The following is a 14,253-nucleotide window of genomic DNA, read 5'->3' as shown; positions in this document are numbered from 1 at the left end:
ACACATATAAACATTAACAACCAGCAAGGGTTATGAAAATAGCGCTCATCGGATACGGTAAAATGGGACAGGCAATAGATGCCATCGCCACAGCAAAAGGGCACGAGATTGTACTCCGGATAGATGCCAACAACCAGCATTTATTGGAAAAAGAACACTTAAGCCAGGCAGATGTAGCGATTGAATTCACCACACCCGAAACAGCTTACCACAATGTGTTAAAATGCTTTGAAGCCCATGTACCTGTGGTTTCCGGTACTACCGGCTGGCTGGATAAGCTACCGGAAGTACAAGCATTATGTATATCGCAGGAACAGGCTTTCCTGCATGCCACCAATTTCAGTATCGGTGTAAACATTTTCTTTGAAGTCAACAAAAAACTCGCCGCCCTGATGGCTGGCCAGTCTCAGTACGACGTGCAGATGGAAGAAATTCACCATACCCATAAAAAAGATGCGCCCAGCGGCACTGCCCTCACACTGGCAGAACAGGTACTGGCATCAGTACCCCGTAAAACCGCCTGGAGCAATGACGTTAGCAGTGAACCAGCTATCCTGTCTATTATTTCCAAACGCATAGATCCGGCTCCCGGTACCCATACGATCACCTACACTTCTGCTATTGATGATATTACCATCACACATACCGCCCATTCCAGGGAAGGATTTGCCGCAGGAGCTGTCATTGCCGCAGTATGGCTGCAAGGCAAAACAGGGGTGTTTACGATGAGGGATGTACTGAATCTGTAAACAATTATTCATTTACCCGGCAGCTCCTCCAACAGGAGCCGCCTGTTTGTCAGCATAATACATTTACAGCCGGTTATACAAAAAACGCCGGAACAGCTTATATTTGTTTAGTCAAATTAAATGTTCACTGCACCTGTAGTACATCCGGGAGGGAGGCAAATTAGTCAGTATGTTATCTAAAAAAACACAATACGCATTTCACGCTTTAATTCATCTGGCCGAGAATGTAGATAAAGGTCCGATCCTTATTTCTGAAATTGCCCAGGAAAAAAACATCTCTATTAAATTTCTGGAAAACATCCTGCTGGAGTTAAAAAATGCAGGTATTCTGGGAAGTAAAAAAGGGAAAGGCGGAGGTTATTACCTGATGCGTCCACCTAAAGAAATTGCGCTGGCAAAGATCATCCGCTTACTGGATGGCCCTATTGCCCTGCTCCCCTGCGTAAGCCTCAACTATTACGAACGTTGTGAAAACTGCCGGGACGAAGCGGTATGCGGATTACATGAGGTGATGAGCAAGGTAAGAGATGCTACCCTTAAATTACTGGAAAACAAGACACTGAAAGATATTCTGACCAAAAACTAATACCTGGTTCAGTAAAATAGTGAAAGCCGGCCTACCGCCGGCTATTTTTCCCCTTGTTGCCGGACACCGGCCATTCCCCTGCTTTATCTGCTGCCGGCCCCTCTTTCCCTCCATTATATCCGTCATGTGATCGTCGCATTTTTTGCCGAAAAGTAGAAATTTCGCCCTAATAGTCTATCTTTCTGGTAGGTTTTATGTACTTTTGTTGACGGAGTAACTGTAATTGCTCCGCTGGCACAAGGCATTTCAATTATAAGGAAGATCTACATGACAGACATTACCACTGCACTGGCCAACAAACCAGTGGTGGAAGCTATTCAGTACCTGTTGGAACAATACCCGGGTGCAGTAGCCTTCTCCACTTCATTTGGCCAGGAAGACCAGGTAATAGCAGATATTATCTGGCGCAACCAATTGCCGGTTAGAGTATTTACCCTGGACACAGGCCGGCTATTCCAGGAAACGTACGACCTGATGGACCTCACCATGGCCCGCTACAAGCAACCCGTGGAAGTTTTTTTCCCCGAAACGGCAGCCGTAGAAAAACTGGTCGCCGCAAAAGGCCCCAACAGCTTTTATGAATCAGTCGACAACCGGAAGGAATGCTGCGGCATCCGTAAAGTAGTTCCCCTGAACAGGGCATTGGAAGGGGTGAAAATATGGATCACCGGCCTCCGCGCAGAACAGTCGGAAAACCGACAGGGAATGGAAACCCTGGAATGGGATGAACACCGCCGCCTGTATAAGTACAATCCGCTCATCCACTGGGGCTACGATGAAGTAACGGCTTACCTGGAAGAACACAAGGTGCCGTACAACCAGCTTCATCACAAAGGATTCATCAGTATCGGCTGTGCGCCGTGTACACGCGCCATCGAACCGGGAGAACATCCGCGCGCCGGACGATGGTGGTGGGAACAGTCGCATAAGGAATGCGGCCTGCACGGATAAGATCAACAGCACTTTAGAACACACAACCAGCAATCAGCATAAATCATTGTAGTTTATGACGCATCAAATAAATTGGGAATTTCCGCAGGCACTGGAAGATGAAGCAATATACATACTTCGGGAAACAGCCGCCCAATTCGAAAAACCAGTGCTCCTGTTTTCAGGTGGCAAGGATTCTATTACCCTCGTAAGACTGGCCCAGAAAGCCTTTTACCCGGGCAAAATTCCATTTGCTTTATTACATGTAGATACCGGCCATAATTTTCCGGAAACCATTGAATTTCGCGACTGGCTCGTGAATCACCTGGGCCTGGATATTATTGTACGCAATGTGCAGGACAGTATTGACCAGGGAAAAGTGCAGGAAGAAACCGGCAAATATGCCAGCAGAAATGCCCTGCAAACCGTTACCCTCCTGGATGCCATCGAAGAAGGCAAGTTCGATGCCTGCATCGGCGGCGCACGCCGGGATGAAGAAAAAGCCCGCGCCAAAGAACGCATCTTCTCCGTCAGAGATGAATTCGGACAATGGAACGCCAAAATGCAACGGCCTGAATTATTCGATATCCTCAACGGAAAAATCAATATCGGTGAAAACGTACGCGTATTCCCCATCTCCAACTGGACAGAACTGGATGTATGGAATTATATCCGCCGGGAAAACCTCCGGATTCCTTCCATCTATTTCGCCCATGAAAGAGAAATTATAGAACGGGACGGGCTGTACTGGCCTTATTCTCCCTATCTCAATACCACCGCAGAGGAAGTACCCTACCGCCAGAAAGTACGTTTCCGTACCGTAGGTGATATGACGTGTACTGCTGCCGTACTTTCCGAAGCAGATAAACTGGAAGATATCATTGCGGAGATCATGGAAGCCAAAATCTCTGAAAGAGGCGCCCGTATCGACGATAAACGTTCGGAAGCAGCCATGGAAAAGAGAAAGCAGGCCGGATACTTTTAGTAGTATGCCCGCCCGATCACTTCATTCTTATTCAACATACTTTTTGGTCAGCAGCTGAAAGCTCCCACCAAAAGCCAAAAGCTAATATAATATGGAAGTTTTACGTATAGCCACTTCCGGTAGTGTGGATGATGGTAAAAGCACATTGATAGGTCGTTTATTGTACGATACCCAATCCATCCCGCAGGATAAAATGGAAGCGCTGCATGCTGCCAGCAAACGCAAAGGACTGGACTTTACCGACCTGTCGCTGCTTACCGACGGCCTGGTCGCAGAACGCGAACAGGGTATTACCATCGATGTAGCACACATCTATTTCTCTACCCCTACCCGCAAATACATTATCGCCGATACCCCCGGCCATATAGAATATACCCGTAACATGGTTACCGGGGCTTCCAATGCCCAGGTATCCCTGATACTCATTGATGCCCGCCGGGGTATTGTAGAACAAACCTACCGTCACTTTTTCATCGCTAACCTCCTGCGTATTCCTTACCTGGTAGTATGTGTAAATAAAATGGACCTGGTAGAATACAGTGAAGCCCGTTTCAACCAGATTGTGGAAGATTTCCAGCAATTGCTGGCCAATGCCGGATTTAAAGGCCAGGCCGTTCAGTTTGTGCCCATTTCTTCCCTGTATGGTGAAAACGTAGCTACCCGCAACGGCGCGATCGACTGGTACCAGGGTCCTACCCTGCTGGCCTACCTGGAACAGATCTCTTTTGACCATGAAGACAACCGCCATCCGGCGCGTTTTCCGGTACAAAGCGTGATCCGCCCACGAACCACCGAATACCACGATTTCCGCGGCTTTGCCGGGAAAGTAGCCAGCGGACATTTTACCGTAGGCGACGAGGTAGTCTCTTTGCCTTCCGGACAAAAAAGCCGGATTAAAACCATTGAGCAGTTTGAAAAACAACTAACGGTGGCGCATGCACGCGAAAGTGTGATCATCACCCTGGAAGGTGAAATAGACAGCAGCCGGGGAAACATGCTGGTAAAAGCGGATCAGGTACCTGCCCAGCTGAAAGAGATCCAGGCGCAGATCTGCTGGATGGACCAGCAGCCGCTTACTGCCGGCAAAACCTATTTACTGCAGCATGGCGTAAACCGGGTAAAAGCCAAAGTGCAACAGATCAATTATGTGACGGATGTAACCAGTTACCAGGCCGTAAGCGATAAAACGCAGATGGGGCTGAATGATATTGGCAGTATCACCCTGAAAACAGCGGCACCTGTATTTGCAGACAGCTACGCGGAAAATCCCGCCAATGGCGCCTTTATCCTCATAGACGAATACAACAACACCACTGTGGCCGTTGGCTTCATTGCAACGCCCTGATAAAAATGAACAATACGCATAAAGCATTTGGCCTTATCCTGCAGCTGCGGGATAAGGCCAAATGCTTTATGCGTCAACCAACGGGTGGCTTATATATTTTTCAGCATGTCTGCTGTCATTTTTTCCAGGTCGTATTCCGGATGCCATTTCCAGTCCTGACGGGCAAGACTGTCGTCCATGCTGTTAGGCCAGCCGTCAGCGATTTGCTGGCGATAATCCGGTTCGTAGCTGATGGTGAATGCAGGAATATGTTTTTTGATTTCAGCGGCAATTTCTTTTGGTGAGAAACTCATTGCTGACAGGTTGTAGGCAGAGCGGATGGTGACGTCGGCGGCATTGGCTTCCATCAGTTCAATGGTAGCCCGGATAGCGTCCGGCATGTACATCATAGGCAGGTAGGTGTTCTCCGACAGGAAGCTGGTATAGGATTTATTTTCTTTCGCCTCATGGAAAATTTCCACGGCGTAATCCGTTGTACCGCCACCTGGCGCCGATTTATAACTGATAAGACCCGGATAACGCAGGCTTCTTACGTCTACGCCATAACGGTGGTGATAGTATTCGCACCAGCGTTCACCGGCAAATTTGCTGATACCATAAATGGTAGTAGGCTCAATGATGGTGTGCTGTGGTGTTTCCTGCATCGGTGAATTAGGACCGAATACCGCGATAGAGCTGGGCCAGTAGATTTTATCCAGGTTTTCTTCCTTCGCAATGTCCAGCACATTCAACAGGCTTTGCATGTTGATATGCCATGCCAGTAATGGATTTTTTTCACCGGTAGCAGACAGGATAGCCGCCAGCAGATAGATTTGCGTGATGTTGTGACGGATCACCAGTACGTGCAGCATTTCCTTGTTCATCACATCCAGCGACACATAAGGCCCGGTTCCTTTCAACAACTCATGTTCCTCTCTCAGATCCGACGCCAGCACATTGGCATCACCATACATTTTCCTTAAAGCCAGGGTCAGCTCCACGCCAATTTGTCCACAGGCACCTATAACCAGGATCTTATCTTTCTTCATACAAAACTATAATTGTAAGCTATATTTTAAATCGGACCGTAATATTAATTGGTTCGCCGATATTTCCGCACATCGCTCCGGAGGGCATGACAATGCTATAACAATAAAAATAACATAGCGTTAATTTGACTGTTTTGGATTACAATACTATGACAATTTCATGATATTTCAGGAAGAGACGCTTACCATCTGCTCCACAAGCGTTTAGCTGAACAGTAACTGCACCGCAGCTGCAATTTTAAAGCGAATACCAATCCGCGGAAAGGTTATCTTTGCAGCTGCTATTAAACGACCCAATTTTTGATAAATATGAAGCATTTAAAATCATTATTCAAAGAGCAGTACAATCCGGAAAACTTTTTCCTGATTGCTGGTCCCTGTGTGATAGAAGAAGAAGAAATCCTGATGACCGTAGCAGAGAAGGTAACGGCTATCTGTAAACGACTGGCGATTCCTTATGTATTCAAGGCATCTTACCGTAAGGCCAATCGTACCAGCGTGCATTCCTTTACCGGTATCGGCGATGTGGAAGGGTTGGAATTATTACAGAAAGTGGGTAAAACCTTTAATGTACCCGTTACTTCAGATATCCATTCCGCTGCAGAAGCAGCCATGGCAGCAGCTTATGTGGATGTATTGCAAATACCTGCCTTCCTGTGCCGTCAGACAGATATTCTGCTGGCAGCCGCAGAAACCGGCAAAGTGGTGAATGTAAAAAAAGGCCAGTTCCTCAGCGGCGAATCGATGAAATTTGCTGTGGAAAAAATCCAGGGCGCCGGCAACGACAATATTATACTCACCGAACGTGGTACAACCTTCGGTTACCAGGACCTGGTAGTGGATTACCGGAATATTCCGGTGATGAAACACCTGGGTACCCCTGTTGTAATGGACTGTACCCACTCCCTGCAGCAGCCTAACCAGGCCAGCGGCGTTACCGGTGGTAACCCGCAAATGATCAGCACTATTGCCAAAGCGGCCATCGCTACCGGGGCAGACGGGTTGTTCATTGAAACGCATCCGGATCCTTCCAAAGCAAAATCCGACGGCGCCAACATGTTACGTCTGGACCTGCTGGAAGAACTGCTGGAGAAATTAGTGGAAATCCGCAAAGTAGTCAGATAAAAGCATTGCCATAGCGGCACCCGGCGAATCACGCTGCAAGAAAAAGGTATCTGTAAACAACAGCTGACGGCTATTATCCGTAGCTATGACCGATACTTAATTACTGTTCGTGATTCGTCTTTTTTTTTGTAAATTCATGAAAACCTAAATCAACTCTCTATGATTAGTTTACATGAATTACAATCAGGTGATACGGTTATTACCCGGTATGGAGATGTGGAAAAGAAAGGTAAAATACTGCAGGTAGACCGTGAAGACAAAAAGGTGCTGGTATTAACAGATGAAAATGAATTCTGGTACGACCTGGACAACCTCTATCCTATTTATCTGACCGGCGATACGTTACTGCAGCTGCAGTTTCATGTAGATGCGGCCCATTCGTCCAATGCCGACAAATTGTATGTGAGGGGACCGTTCTCCGTGCGGCTTTATCCGGAGGGGCATAAACCGGCTATTTCCCTGCATTACCGGGATGAAACCAGGGATCTGAATACGCCCATTACCCTCAATGAACTCCAGAACCATTATCACGCCATGACAAACTTCCACCTGGAATAGCCAGGACTGCATTATCCGACAATATAATAGTTGAAAAGGTTTTTCGCGCAGATCAGGGATTTGCGTGCAGGAGGGTTATGCTGCCTATCTTTCCGAAAACAGTTCTCTGTTGTTGGGTTTTCCTATTTACAGGTAACGCAGGGGATTTCTTCTGGCGTGCTGTATATAATTTTTCATATTCACCCAAAAAGCAAGAATCATGTATACAATGAGCGGAGACCCCATCGTGAGAAAGGTTGCATAGATAAAAAAGATGCGTATCCGGGAAGTGGCCACCCCTAGTTTATCTCCAATAGCGGCACATACACCGAAAGCCTTCCATTCCAAGAAATCTTTTAATCGGTTCATGCTTCAAATTTATTGAATTCCCGGCGGATAAACAAGCAAAAAACCGGGCCTGTTACGACTGCCTGTATCCCCTGTATAGGCATATGAGTACCCATATACCGCGTTTTATCTCCCCCAAAAATCCCGCGCGGAATGTTCCTAATATAAAAATTATCATAAATTCTTAAAAAGGTTAATAACAGGCATTTTAGCTATAGCAGTCGCTGGTTAAAAGCCATGTTAAAGTGTAAAAAGTTTTACTATATATACGGACATCTTACCTAATTAATTTAAAAACTTAATGATTTTAGCTTTAATTTTGCATGCAATTTTTAACCGCTCTTAAATTATTTTTTTCCCATGGTGTTTGATATTGACATGATTAAAAAAGTGTATGCGGCACTACCGGGTAAGGTGGAAGCAACCCGTAAAATGTTAGGTCGCCCGCTCACACTTGCCGAGAAGATTTTATACGCTCACCTGTATGCACCTACTACCACGCCGTACGAGAGAGGCAAATCCTACGTGGAATTTGCGCCGGATCGTGTAGCGATGCAGGATGCCACTGCTCAGATGGCCCTGCTCCAGTTTATGACCTGCGGTCGTGATAAAGTAGCGGTACCCTCCACTGTACACTGTGATCACCTCATTCAAGCAAAAGTAGGCGCCACAGAAGATCTGGCGACTGCAATTGACACCAATAAAGAAGTTTACGATTTCCTTTCCTCTATTTCTGATAAGTACGGTATTGGTTTCTGGAAACCAGGTGCCGGTATTATTCACCAGGTAGTACTGGAAAACTATGCCTTCCCTGGCGGTATGATGATTGGTACCGACTCCCATACTCCCAATGCCGGCGGTTTAGGCATGGTAGCAATCGGAGTAGGTGGTGCTGACGCGGTAGACGTAATGGCTGGTCTGCCGTGGGAGCTGAAAATGCCGAAACTGATTGGTGTAAAACTGACGGGTAAAATGAGTGGCTGGACATCTGCCAAAGATATTATCCTGAAAGTAGCGGGTATCCTCACTGTAAAAGGTGGTACCGGTTGCATCGTGGAATACTTTGGTGAAGGTGCCGATAGCCTGAGTGCTACCGGTAAAGGTACCATCTGTAACATGGGTGCTGAAATCGGCGCTACCTGTTCCCTGTTTGGCTACGACAGCAAAATGGCAGATTACCTGAAAATGACCAGCAGAGCTGATGTTGCTGCCCTGGCTGACGAAGTAAGAGCGCACCTGCGTCCGGATGAAGAAGTATACGTTGAACCAGCGAAATACTACGATCAGGTAATTGAAATCAACCTGGATGAACTGGAACCACACGTAAATGGTCCGTTCACACCGGATCTGGCATGGCCTATCTCCAAATTTGCACAGGCAGTGAAAGAAAACAACTGGCCTGAGAAACTGGAAGTAGCCCTGATCGGTTCCTGCACCAACTCTTCCTACGAAGATATTTCCCGTTCAGCGTCCCTGGCTAAACAAGCCATCGACAAACAACTGGACATGAAATCCGAATTCACCATCACACCGGGTTCTGAACTGGTACGTTTTACCATCGAAAGAGACGGTTTACTGAATACTTTTGACCAGGTAGGCGGTGTTGTACTGGCTAACGCCTGCGGTCCCTGCATTGGTCAGTGGGCACGTCACATCGACGATCCTTCCCGTAAGAACTCTATCATCACTTCCTTCAACCGTAACTTCGCGAAAAGAAATGATGGTAACGCTTCTACCCATGCATTCGTAGCTTCTCCTGAAATCGTAACGGCCCTGGCTATCGCCGGCGACCTGACTTTCAACCCGCTGACAGACAAACTGAAAAACAAGCAGGGTGAAGAAGTAATGCTGGACGAACCAGTAGGTTACGAACTGCCTGTAAAAGGTTTTGCAGTAGATGATGCCGGTTACCAGGCACCTGCCGAAGATGGTAGTGGTGTACAGGTAATCGTATCTCCTACTTCTGACCGTCTGCAGCTGCTGGCGCCATTCAGCGCATGGGAAGGTACAGATCTGAAAGGTCTGAAACTGCTCATCAAAGCAAAAGGTAAATGTACAACGGATCATATCTCTATGGCTGGTCCATGGTTGAAATACCGTGGTCACCTGGATAACATCTCCAACAACATGCTGATTGGTGCGATCAACGCATTCAACGATAAAAGCGACACCGTTAAGAATGCGCTGACCAGCGAATACGGTGCTGTTCCGGCTACTATGCGTGCTTACAAAGCCGCTGGCCTGGGTGCAGTAGTAGTAGGTGATGAAAACTATGGTGAAGGCTCCAGCCGCGAACACGCAGCGATGGAACCACGTCACCTGGGTGTAAGAGCCATCCTGGTGAAATCTTTCGCCCGTATTCACGAAACCAACCTGAAAAAACAAGGTATGCTGGGTCTGACCTTCGCCAACAAAGAAGATTACGACAAAATCCAGGAAGATGACAACATCGACATCCTGGGTCTGACTACCTTTGCTCCTGGCAAACAACTCACCATTGCACTGCATCATAAAGATGGCAGCACAGAAGAGTTTGCCGTAAACCACACGTACAACGAACAACAGATCGAGTGGTTTAAAGCAGGTGGTGCACTGAACGTAATCCGTGCAGAAGCTGCCAAAGCTGCTCAAAAAGCATAATTCACGTAAGTGTTACATAACCGCAAGGCTGTTCCTGTTCGCAGGAGCAGCCTTGTTTCTTTCAGACAGGCGCCCTTTGCCATCCCCCCATTTCTTTTTAACTTGCCTGCCTAAAGAATTCCTGTTTATGTTTACTGCAACCCTACGCACCGCCTGGTCACAACTGCACAAGCCCTACACACAGGACGATACCTTTATCCACCAAACATTTGAGCAACTGCTCGCCGCCTACGGCAGCCCTAACCGATATTATCATAATCTTTCCCACATCCACCAGCTACTTACCTTGCAACAGCAATATGCCGCCCAACTTCAACAAACAGACGTGGTGCTGTTTGCCATTTTCTTCCATGATGTGGTATATAATGTGCTGAAAACAGATAACGAAGCCAAAAGTGCGCTGGCAGCCGAAAAACATCTCCGCCAGTTGGGCTATCCTGCTGATAAAACAGCCCTGGTAAAGGATTATATCATCGCTACCCAAACACATCTCCCTACACAACAGGATACCGACCTGGATTTCTTTCTGGACTTTGACCTGCAGATCCTGGGAACCGCACCTGATAACTATATCGCATATACGCAGCAAATCCGCCGCGAATACGGCGTATATCCGAAAATGGTGTATAACCCCGGGCGTAAGAAAGCACTGCAGCATTTCCTGGATATGCCGGCTATTTATTGTACCCACGATTTCCGTACCCTGTATGAAACACCTGCCCGGAAAAACATACAGGAAGAAATAACCCGGTTATAACATAAACTTCTCTACCTGAAAATAATTTCCCGTTAACTTGCAGTTCATCCTGACTGTAAAAGTGATTTTATGAAGCGTATAGTAGTTTTCTGTGGTTCCAGTGCCGGACATGATCCGGTATATATGGAAGCGGCTACCTTGTTAGGCGCCTCACTGGCCCAACGTGGTATTACCCTGGTGTATGGCGGTGCAAAAGTAGGATTGATGGGTGCAGTAGCCGATGGCGCCTTACAGGCCGGCGGCCAGGTAATTGGTGTATTGCCTTATTTCCTCCAGGAAAAAGAGCTGGCACATACCGGCTTAACAGAACTGATCCTGGTAGATACCATGCATGAACGTAAAACCCGTATGAATGAACTGAGCGACGGTGTGATTGCTCTTCCAGGCGGATTTGGTACGATGGAGGAATTATTTGAAATGCTTACCTGGGGCCAACTGGGCCTGCACCAAAAACCGATTGGCCTGTTGAATGTAAATAGCTTCTATGACAGCCTTATTCAGTTGGCACAAACGATGACGGAAAAAGGATTCCTGTCTCCTGAAAACCGCGATATGCTGCTATGCAGCAACGATGCGGCCACCTTGCTGACACAAATGGAGCAATACCAGGCACCTGTTAAAGGGAAATGGATTACCCCCGCGCAAAGCTAGAACAGACTGCCTTTCCAGAGTGGTTTATGAAGCGTGAACCGCCGTACAAGACTTACCCGGATATTGCCGGTACCAAAAACCTGATAGGTATTTGATATCGGCAATTCACTCCTGTTGGAGATACCCACATAGTGTACACCGGCAAAATAACGACTGGAATTATATCCCATGGATGCCCGCACGGTACTGCTGACCTGCCAGCCGCCATCCCGCGTTATCCGTCCGTCATCCATATGCAGGTTGGTTTGATTTACCCCCACCCCCAATGAGGCCGACAGGGAGATAAAGAAATGCTGTTTATACACAAACGTATACGCATACCCTGCATTGGCTGCAATACTGGATACACCGGTGCGATAATAATGCTGTTCGCGCAGAAAAGTGGTATCCACCATATTGGAAGGAATCAGTGAAGAATCTCCCTGCACTTTTAAAAAGAAGACTTCTCCTCCTACCATAAAGGAACCGGCGCTTTTTTTCTGGTATTCATCCTGCAGGTTGGCTGCACGATAGGAAAAACGTTTATCATTGAAGATATACTGCACATTCAGGCCCAGTCCATGATTCCGGATATCTGGCCGCTGCGGGAAAGGATTTTCCGCTACGTATGCTTTTCCGAATACTTCTGTAGGATTGGAGATATAATATCCCTTATAGTATTGCCCGTAAAAATCGATCACCAGTTTACGCAGATAGATATGCGTTTGCAGATCGATGTATTTAGTGTTGCCATACTTTTCGTTGTGCCGGTTGACAAACGGAAAGTTAAAGCCCAGATTCAGTCCCAAAGACTTGTAATTAAAGCCTACTCCCAGGTTCAGCGGGGTATTGGGCCGGTACATGATATTCCGGGACTGCTTTCTGTCTATAATATTATAGCTGGTATATTTACGGGAGCTGTATAAACGGGCGGTAATATCTTCCGTATGATCTTCTATATATGCCGTATCATTCTCTGTTTTCAACCACTTCGACAATCTGCTTTGTGCAGATAGTGAACAAGTGCTACCCCAAACCATGACCGTCATTATTAAAATCCACTTCCTCATATATGCAGTAGGTTATGTTGCTTTAATATTATCAGATCTGATGCTTTATTTCGGTAATTCAATGACTTCCAGTTTCCGGATATCCCCGGCTTCCAGTTCAAACCGCAAGAGGGTCTTTACTTTATGCCAACCCTGCTGACCGCAGGCGCCCGGATTCATGTGCAACAACTGCAATGCAGGATCAGGCATTACTTTGAGAATATGCGAATGTCCGCAGATAAACAGGCGGGGCGGCTGTTGCAGCAGTTGCTGACGAACACCCGGCGCATATTTGCCCGGATAGCCTCCGATATGGGTCATGCATACTTCCACTCCTTCCAGGTTAAAACGTAAGGTTTCCGGATAACGGATACGTATATCCGCTCCATCAATATTGCCGTATACGGCGCGAAAAGGTTTAAAGGCTTCCAGTTCATCTGCCAGCGCTACGTTACCGATGTCGCCGGCATGCCATATTTCATCTACTGCATCAAAATACGTGAATACCTGCGGGTGCAGGTAGCTATGCGTATCTGACATGAGTCCTATTTTTTTCAACAGAAATTTATATTAATATTTTTTATTTTGGGGATATTATGTTGCAAACCCTATCTAACCATTTCACCGCCTGTTTGTTGATCTGCTGTCCGGACAGGCCCGGCATCGTAGCTGGTGTATCACAATTCCTGTACCAACTGGGTGCAAATATACTCGATGCCAGTCAACACAGTACAGATCCGCAGGAAGGATTATTTTTTATGCGGATGGAATTCCGGCTCAGTCATGACAACCGGCATACACTGGAAAATGCTTTTGAAACACAGGTAGCCATTCCGCTGCAAATGGAATGGCGGATCGATTACAGCGATCAGCGCAAACGTATGGCCATCCTGGTATCGGCCTATGATCATTGTTTGATGGAATTATTATGGAGATGGAAAAACGAAGAGCTGGCGGTAGATATTCCACTGGTGATTTCCAATCACTCAAAGCTGGAAACAGCCTGTACTTCACTGGATATTCCGTTTCATTATCTGCCGGTAGTGCCCGATCAGAAAGAGGCCCAGGAAACAGCGATCATTCAGTTACTGCAGGATCACCAAATTGATTTTGCGGTGCTGGCGCGTTATATGCAGATATTATCGCCCCGCTTTGTAGGGTTGTTTCCACAGCGCATTATCAATATCCATCACTCTTTCCTCCCTGCGTTCGCCGGCGCGCGTCCTTACCAGCATGCCTATACGAGAGGCGTGAAACTTATTGGCGCTACAGCCCACTATGTAACCAATGAACTGGATGAAGGTCCCATCATAGAACAGGATGTAGCACGGGTGAGTCATAAACATGCGGTAGATGACCTGGTATTGCTGGGACGCGATATTGAACGGCAGGTGCTGACGAGAGCGGTAATAGCGCATATCGAAAACCGGATTATCCTGCACGGCAACAAAACCATCGTATTCTAACACCGGTTATTCCCATAAAAAAACGCATGGTGTAACCACATTACGTGGCTTACTGCCACTTATCTGGTTACACCATGC

General features: G+C 47.0%; 15 protein-coding genes. 11 read left to right on the top strand and 4 right to left on the bottom strand.

Translation table 11 applies throughout. The features are described 5' to 3' along the window. Positions 1–32: 32 nt before the first annotated feature. The 5 genes from dapB to OL444_RS09855 all read left to right on the top strand — a co-directional run bounded on the left by dapB (position 33) and on the right by OL444_RS09855 (position 4,595). Positions 33–749, top strand: a complete 717-nt coding sequence (gene dapB / locus OL444_RS09875; RefSeq protein WP_264733378.1) for a 4-hydroxy-tetrahydrodipicolinate reductase — start codon at positions 33–35, stop codon at positions 747–749. Between the two features lie 169 nt (positions 750–918). Continuing rightward, entirely contained in the window at positions 919–1,335 is a 417-nt protein-coding gene (locus tag OL444_RS09870) for an RrF2 family transcriptional regulator (RefSeq protein ID WP_264733379.1), read from the top strand. Between the two features lie 267 nt (positions 1,336–1,602). After that, positions 1,603–2,286 carry a phosphoadenylyl-sulfate reductase gene (locus tag OL444_RS09865; RefSeq protein ID WP_264733380.1) on the top strand — a complete coding sequence of 228 codons (684 nt, stop codon included), beginning with the start codon at positions 1,603–1,605 and terminating at the stop codon, positions 2,284–2,286. A gap of 55 nt (positions 2,287–2,341) precedes the next feature. Then, a complete protein-coding gene (gene cysD, locus OL444_RS09860; protein WP_264733381.1) occupies positions 2,342–3,250 on the top strand; it encodes a sulfate adenylyltransferase subunit CysD in 909 nt (302 codons plus the stop codon). Between the two features lie 91 nt (positions 3,251–3,341). After that, positions 3,342–4,595, top strand: coding sequence for a sulfate adenylyltransferase subunit 1 (locus tag OL444_RS09855; protein WP_264733382.1), 1,254 nt, complete (start codon positions 3,342–3,344; stop codon positions 4,593–4,595). 89 nt (positions 4,596–4,684) lie between these two features. Here OL444_RS09855 and OL444_RS09850 read toward each other — a convergent pair whose 3' ends face one another. Further along, on the bottom strand, positions 4,685–5,623 hold the full coding sequence (locus OL444_RS09850) for an NAD-dependent epimerase/dehydratase family protein (protein ID WP_264733383.1): 939 nt from the start codon (positions 5,621–5,623) through the stop codon (positions 4,685–4,687). A 309-nt stretch (positions 5,624–5,932) separates the two neighbouring features. Between OL444_RS09850 and kdsA the strand changes: the two genes are divergently transcribed. Further along, positions 5,933–6,748 (top strand): 3-deoxy-8-phosphooctulonate synthase, encoded by an 816-nt coding sequence (gene kdsA, locus OL444_RS09845; protein WP_264733384.1) that lies wholly within the window; start codon positions 5,933–5,935, stop codon positions 6,746–6,748. 159 nt (positions 6,749–6,907) lie between these two features. Next, on the top strand, positions 6,908–7,306 hold the full coding sequence (locus OL444_RS09840; protein ID WP_264733385.1) for a hypothetical protein: 399 nt from the start codon (positions 6,908–6,910) through the stop codon (positions 7,304–7,306). A gap of 126 nt (positions 7,307–7,432) precedes the next feature. Here the strand turns inward: OL444_RS09840 and OL444_RS09835 are convergent, their stop codons facing one another. Continuing rightward, the gene (locus tag OL444_RS09835; protein WP_264733386.1) at positions 7,433–7,654 is read right to left on the bottom strand and encodes a PspC domain-containing protein; all 222 of its coding nucleotides are present in this window, start codon (positions 7,652–7,654) and stop codon (positions 7,433–7,435) included. 339 nt (positions 7,655–7,993) lie between these two features. On the opposite strand from OL444_RS09835, the gene OL444_RS09830 reads away from it, so the two are divergent. The 3 genes from OL444_RS09830 (at position 7,994) to OL444_RS09820 (ending at position 11,681) form a co-directional block, all read left to right on the top strand. Then, positions 7,994–10,273 carry an aconitate hydratase gene (locus OL444_RS09830; protein ID WP_264733387.1) on the top strand — a complete coding sequence of 760 codons (2,280 nt, stop codon included), beginning with the start codon at positions 7,994–7,996 and terminating at the stop codon, positions 10,271–10,273. A gap of 127 nt (positions 10,274–10,400) precedes the next feature. Then, the gene (locus tag OL444_RS09825; protein ID WP_264733388.1) at positions 10,401–11,030 is read left to right on the top strand and encodes an HD domain-containing protein; all 630 of its coding nucleotides are present in this window, start codon (positions 10,401–10,403) and stop codon (positions 11,028–11,030) included. 69 nt (positions 11,031–11,099) lie between these two features. Beyond that, a complete protein-coding gene (locus OL444_RS09820) occupies positions 11,100–11,681 on the top strand; it encodes an LOG family protein (RefSeq protein WP_264733389.1) in 582 nt (193 codons plus the stop codon). Here OL444_RS09820 and OL444_RS09815 read toward each other — a convergent pair. Together OL444_RS09815 and OL444_RS09810 are read right to left on the bottom strand one after the other, a co-directional pair. Beyond that, positions 11,678–12,730 carry a DUF4421 domain-containing protein gene (locus tag OL444_RS09815; RefSeq protein WP_264733390.1) on the bottom strand — a complete coding sequence of 351 codons (1,053 nt, stop codon included), beginning with the start codon at positions 12,728–12,730 and terminating at the stop codon, positions 11,678–11,680. The genes OL444_RS09820 and OL444_RS09815 overlap by 4 nt on opposite strands. Before the next feature lie 45 nt (positions 12,731–12,775). Continuing rightward, entirely contained in the window at positions 12,776–13,249 is a 474-nt protein-coding gene (locus OL444_RS09810) for a metallophosphoesterase family protein (protein WP_264733391.1), read from the bottom strand. Between the two features lie 56 nt (positions 13,250–13,305). On the opposite strand from OL444_RS09810, the gene purU reads away from it, so the two are divergent. Continuing rightward, on the top strand, positions 13,306–14,175 hold the full coding sequence (gene purU, locus OL444_RS09805; RefSeq protein ID WP_264733392.1) for a formyltetrahydrofolate deformylase: 870 nt from the start codon (positions 13,306–13,308) through the stop codon (positions 14,173–14,175). The last annotated feature ends 78 nt before the right edge of the window (positions 14,176–14,253 follow it).

Source organism: Chitinophaga nivalis (assembly GCF_025989125.1).
Classification (GTDB): Bacteria; Bacteroidota; Bacteroidia; order Chitinophagales; family Chitinophagaceae; genus Chitinophaga; species Chitinophaga nivalis.
The sequence above is the reverse complement of the archived record's forward strand: the minus strand, read 5'-3'. Positions and strand labels throughout refer to the sequence as shown.

Bases quoted from the DNA above. Each gene is read 5' to 3' on its own strand.
- dapB (WP_264733378.1), top strand. From the start codon at position 33: ATGAAAATAGCGCTCATCGGATACGGTAAAATGGGACAGGCAATAGAT.
- OL444_RS09870 (WP_264733379.1), top strand. From the start codon at position 919: ATGTTATCTAAAAAAACACAATACGCATTTCACGCTTTAATTCATCTG.
- OL444_RS09865 (WP_264733380.1), top strand. From the start codon at position 1,603: ATGACAGACATTACCACTGCACTGGCCAACAAACCAGTGGTGGAAGCT.
- cysD (WP_264733381.1), top strand. From the start codon at position 2,342: ATGACGCATCAAATAAATTGGGAATTTCCGCAGGCACTGGAAGATGAA.
- OL444_RS09855 (WP_264733382.1), top strand. From the start codon at position 3,342: ATGGAAGTTTTACGTATAGCCACTTCCGGTAGTGTGGATGATGGTAAA.
- OL444_RS09850 (WP_264733383.1), bottom strand. From the start codon at position 5,623: ATGAAGAAAGATAAGATCCTGGTTATAGGTGCCTGTGGACAAATTGGC.
- kdsA (WP_264733384.1), top strand. From the start codon at position 5,933: ATGAAGCATTTAAAATCATTATTCAAAGAGCAGTACAATCCGGAAAAC.
- OL444_RS09840 (WP_264733385.1), top strand. From the start codon at position 6,908: ATGATTAGTTTACATGAATTACAATCAGGTGATACGGTTATTACCCGG.
- OL444_RS09835 (WP_264733386.1), bottom strand. From the start codon at position 7,654: ATGAACCGATTAAAAGATTTCTTGGAATGGAAGGCTTTCGGTGTATGT.
- OL444_RS09830 (WP_264733387.1), top strand. From the start codon at position 7,994: ATGGTGTTTGATATTGACATGATTAAAAAAGTGTATGCGGCACTACCG.
- OL444_RS09825 (WP_264733388.1), top strand. From the start codon at position 10,401: ATGTTTACTGCAACCCTACGCACCGCCTGGTCACAACTGCACAAGCCC.
- OL444_RS09820 (WP_264733389.1), top strand. From the start codon at position 11,100: ATGAAGCGTATAGTAGTTTTCTGTGGTTCCAGTGCCGGACATGATCCG.
- OL444_RS09815 (WP_264733390.1), bottom strand. From the start codon at position 12,730: ATGAGGAAGTGGATTTTAATAATGACGGTCATGGTTTGGGGTAGCACT.
- OL444_RS09810 (WP_264733391.1), bottom strand. From the start codon at position 13,249: ATGTCAGATACGCATAGCTACCTGCACCCGCAGGTATTCACGTATTTT.
- purU (WP_264733392.1), top strand. From the start codon at position 13,306: ATGTTGCAAACCCTATCTAACCATTTCACCGCCTGTTTGTTGATCTGC.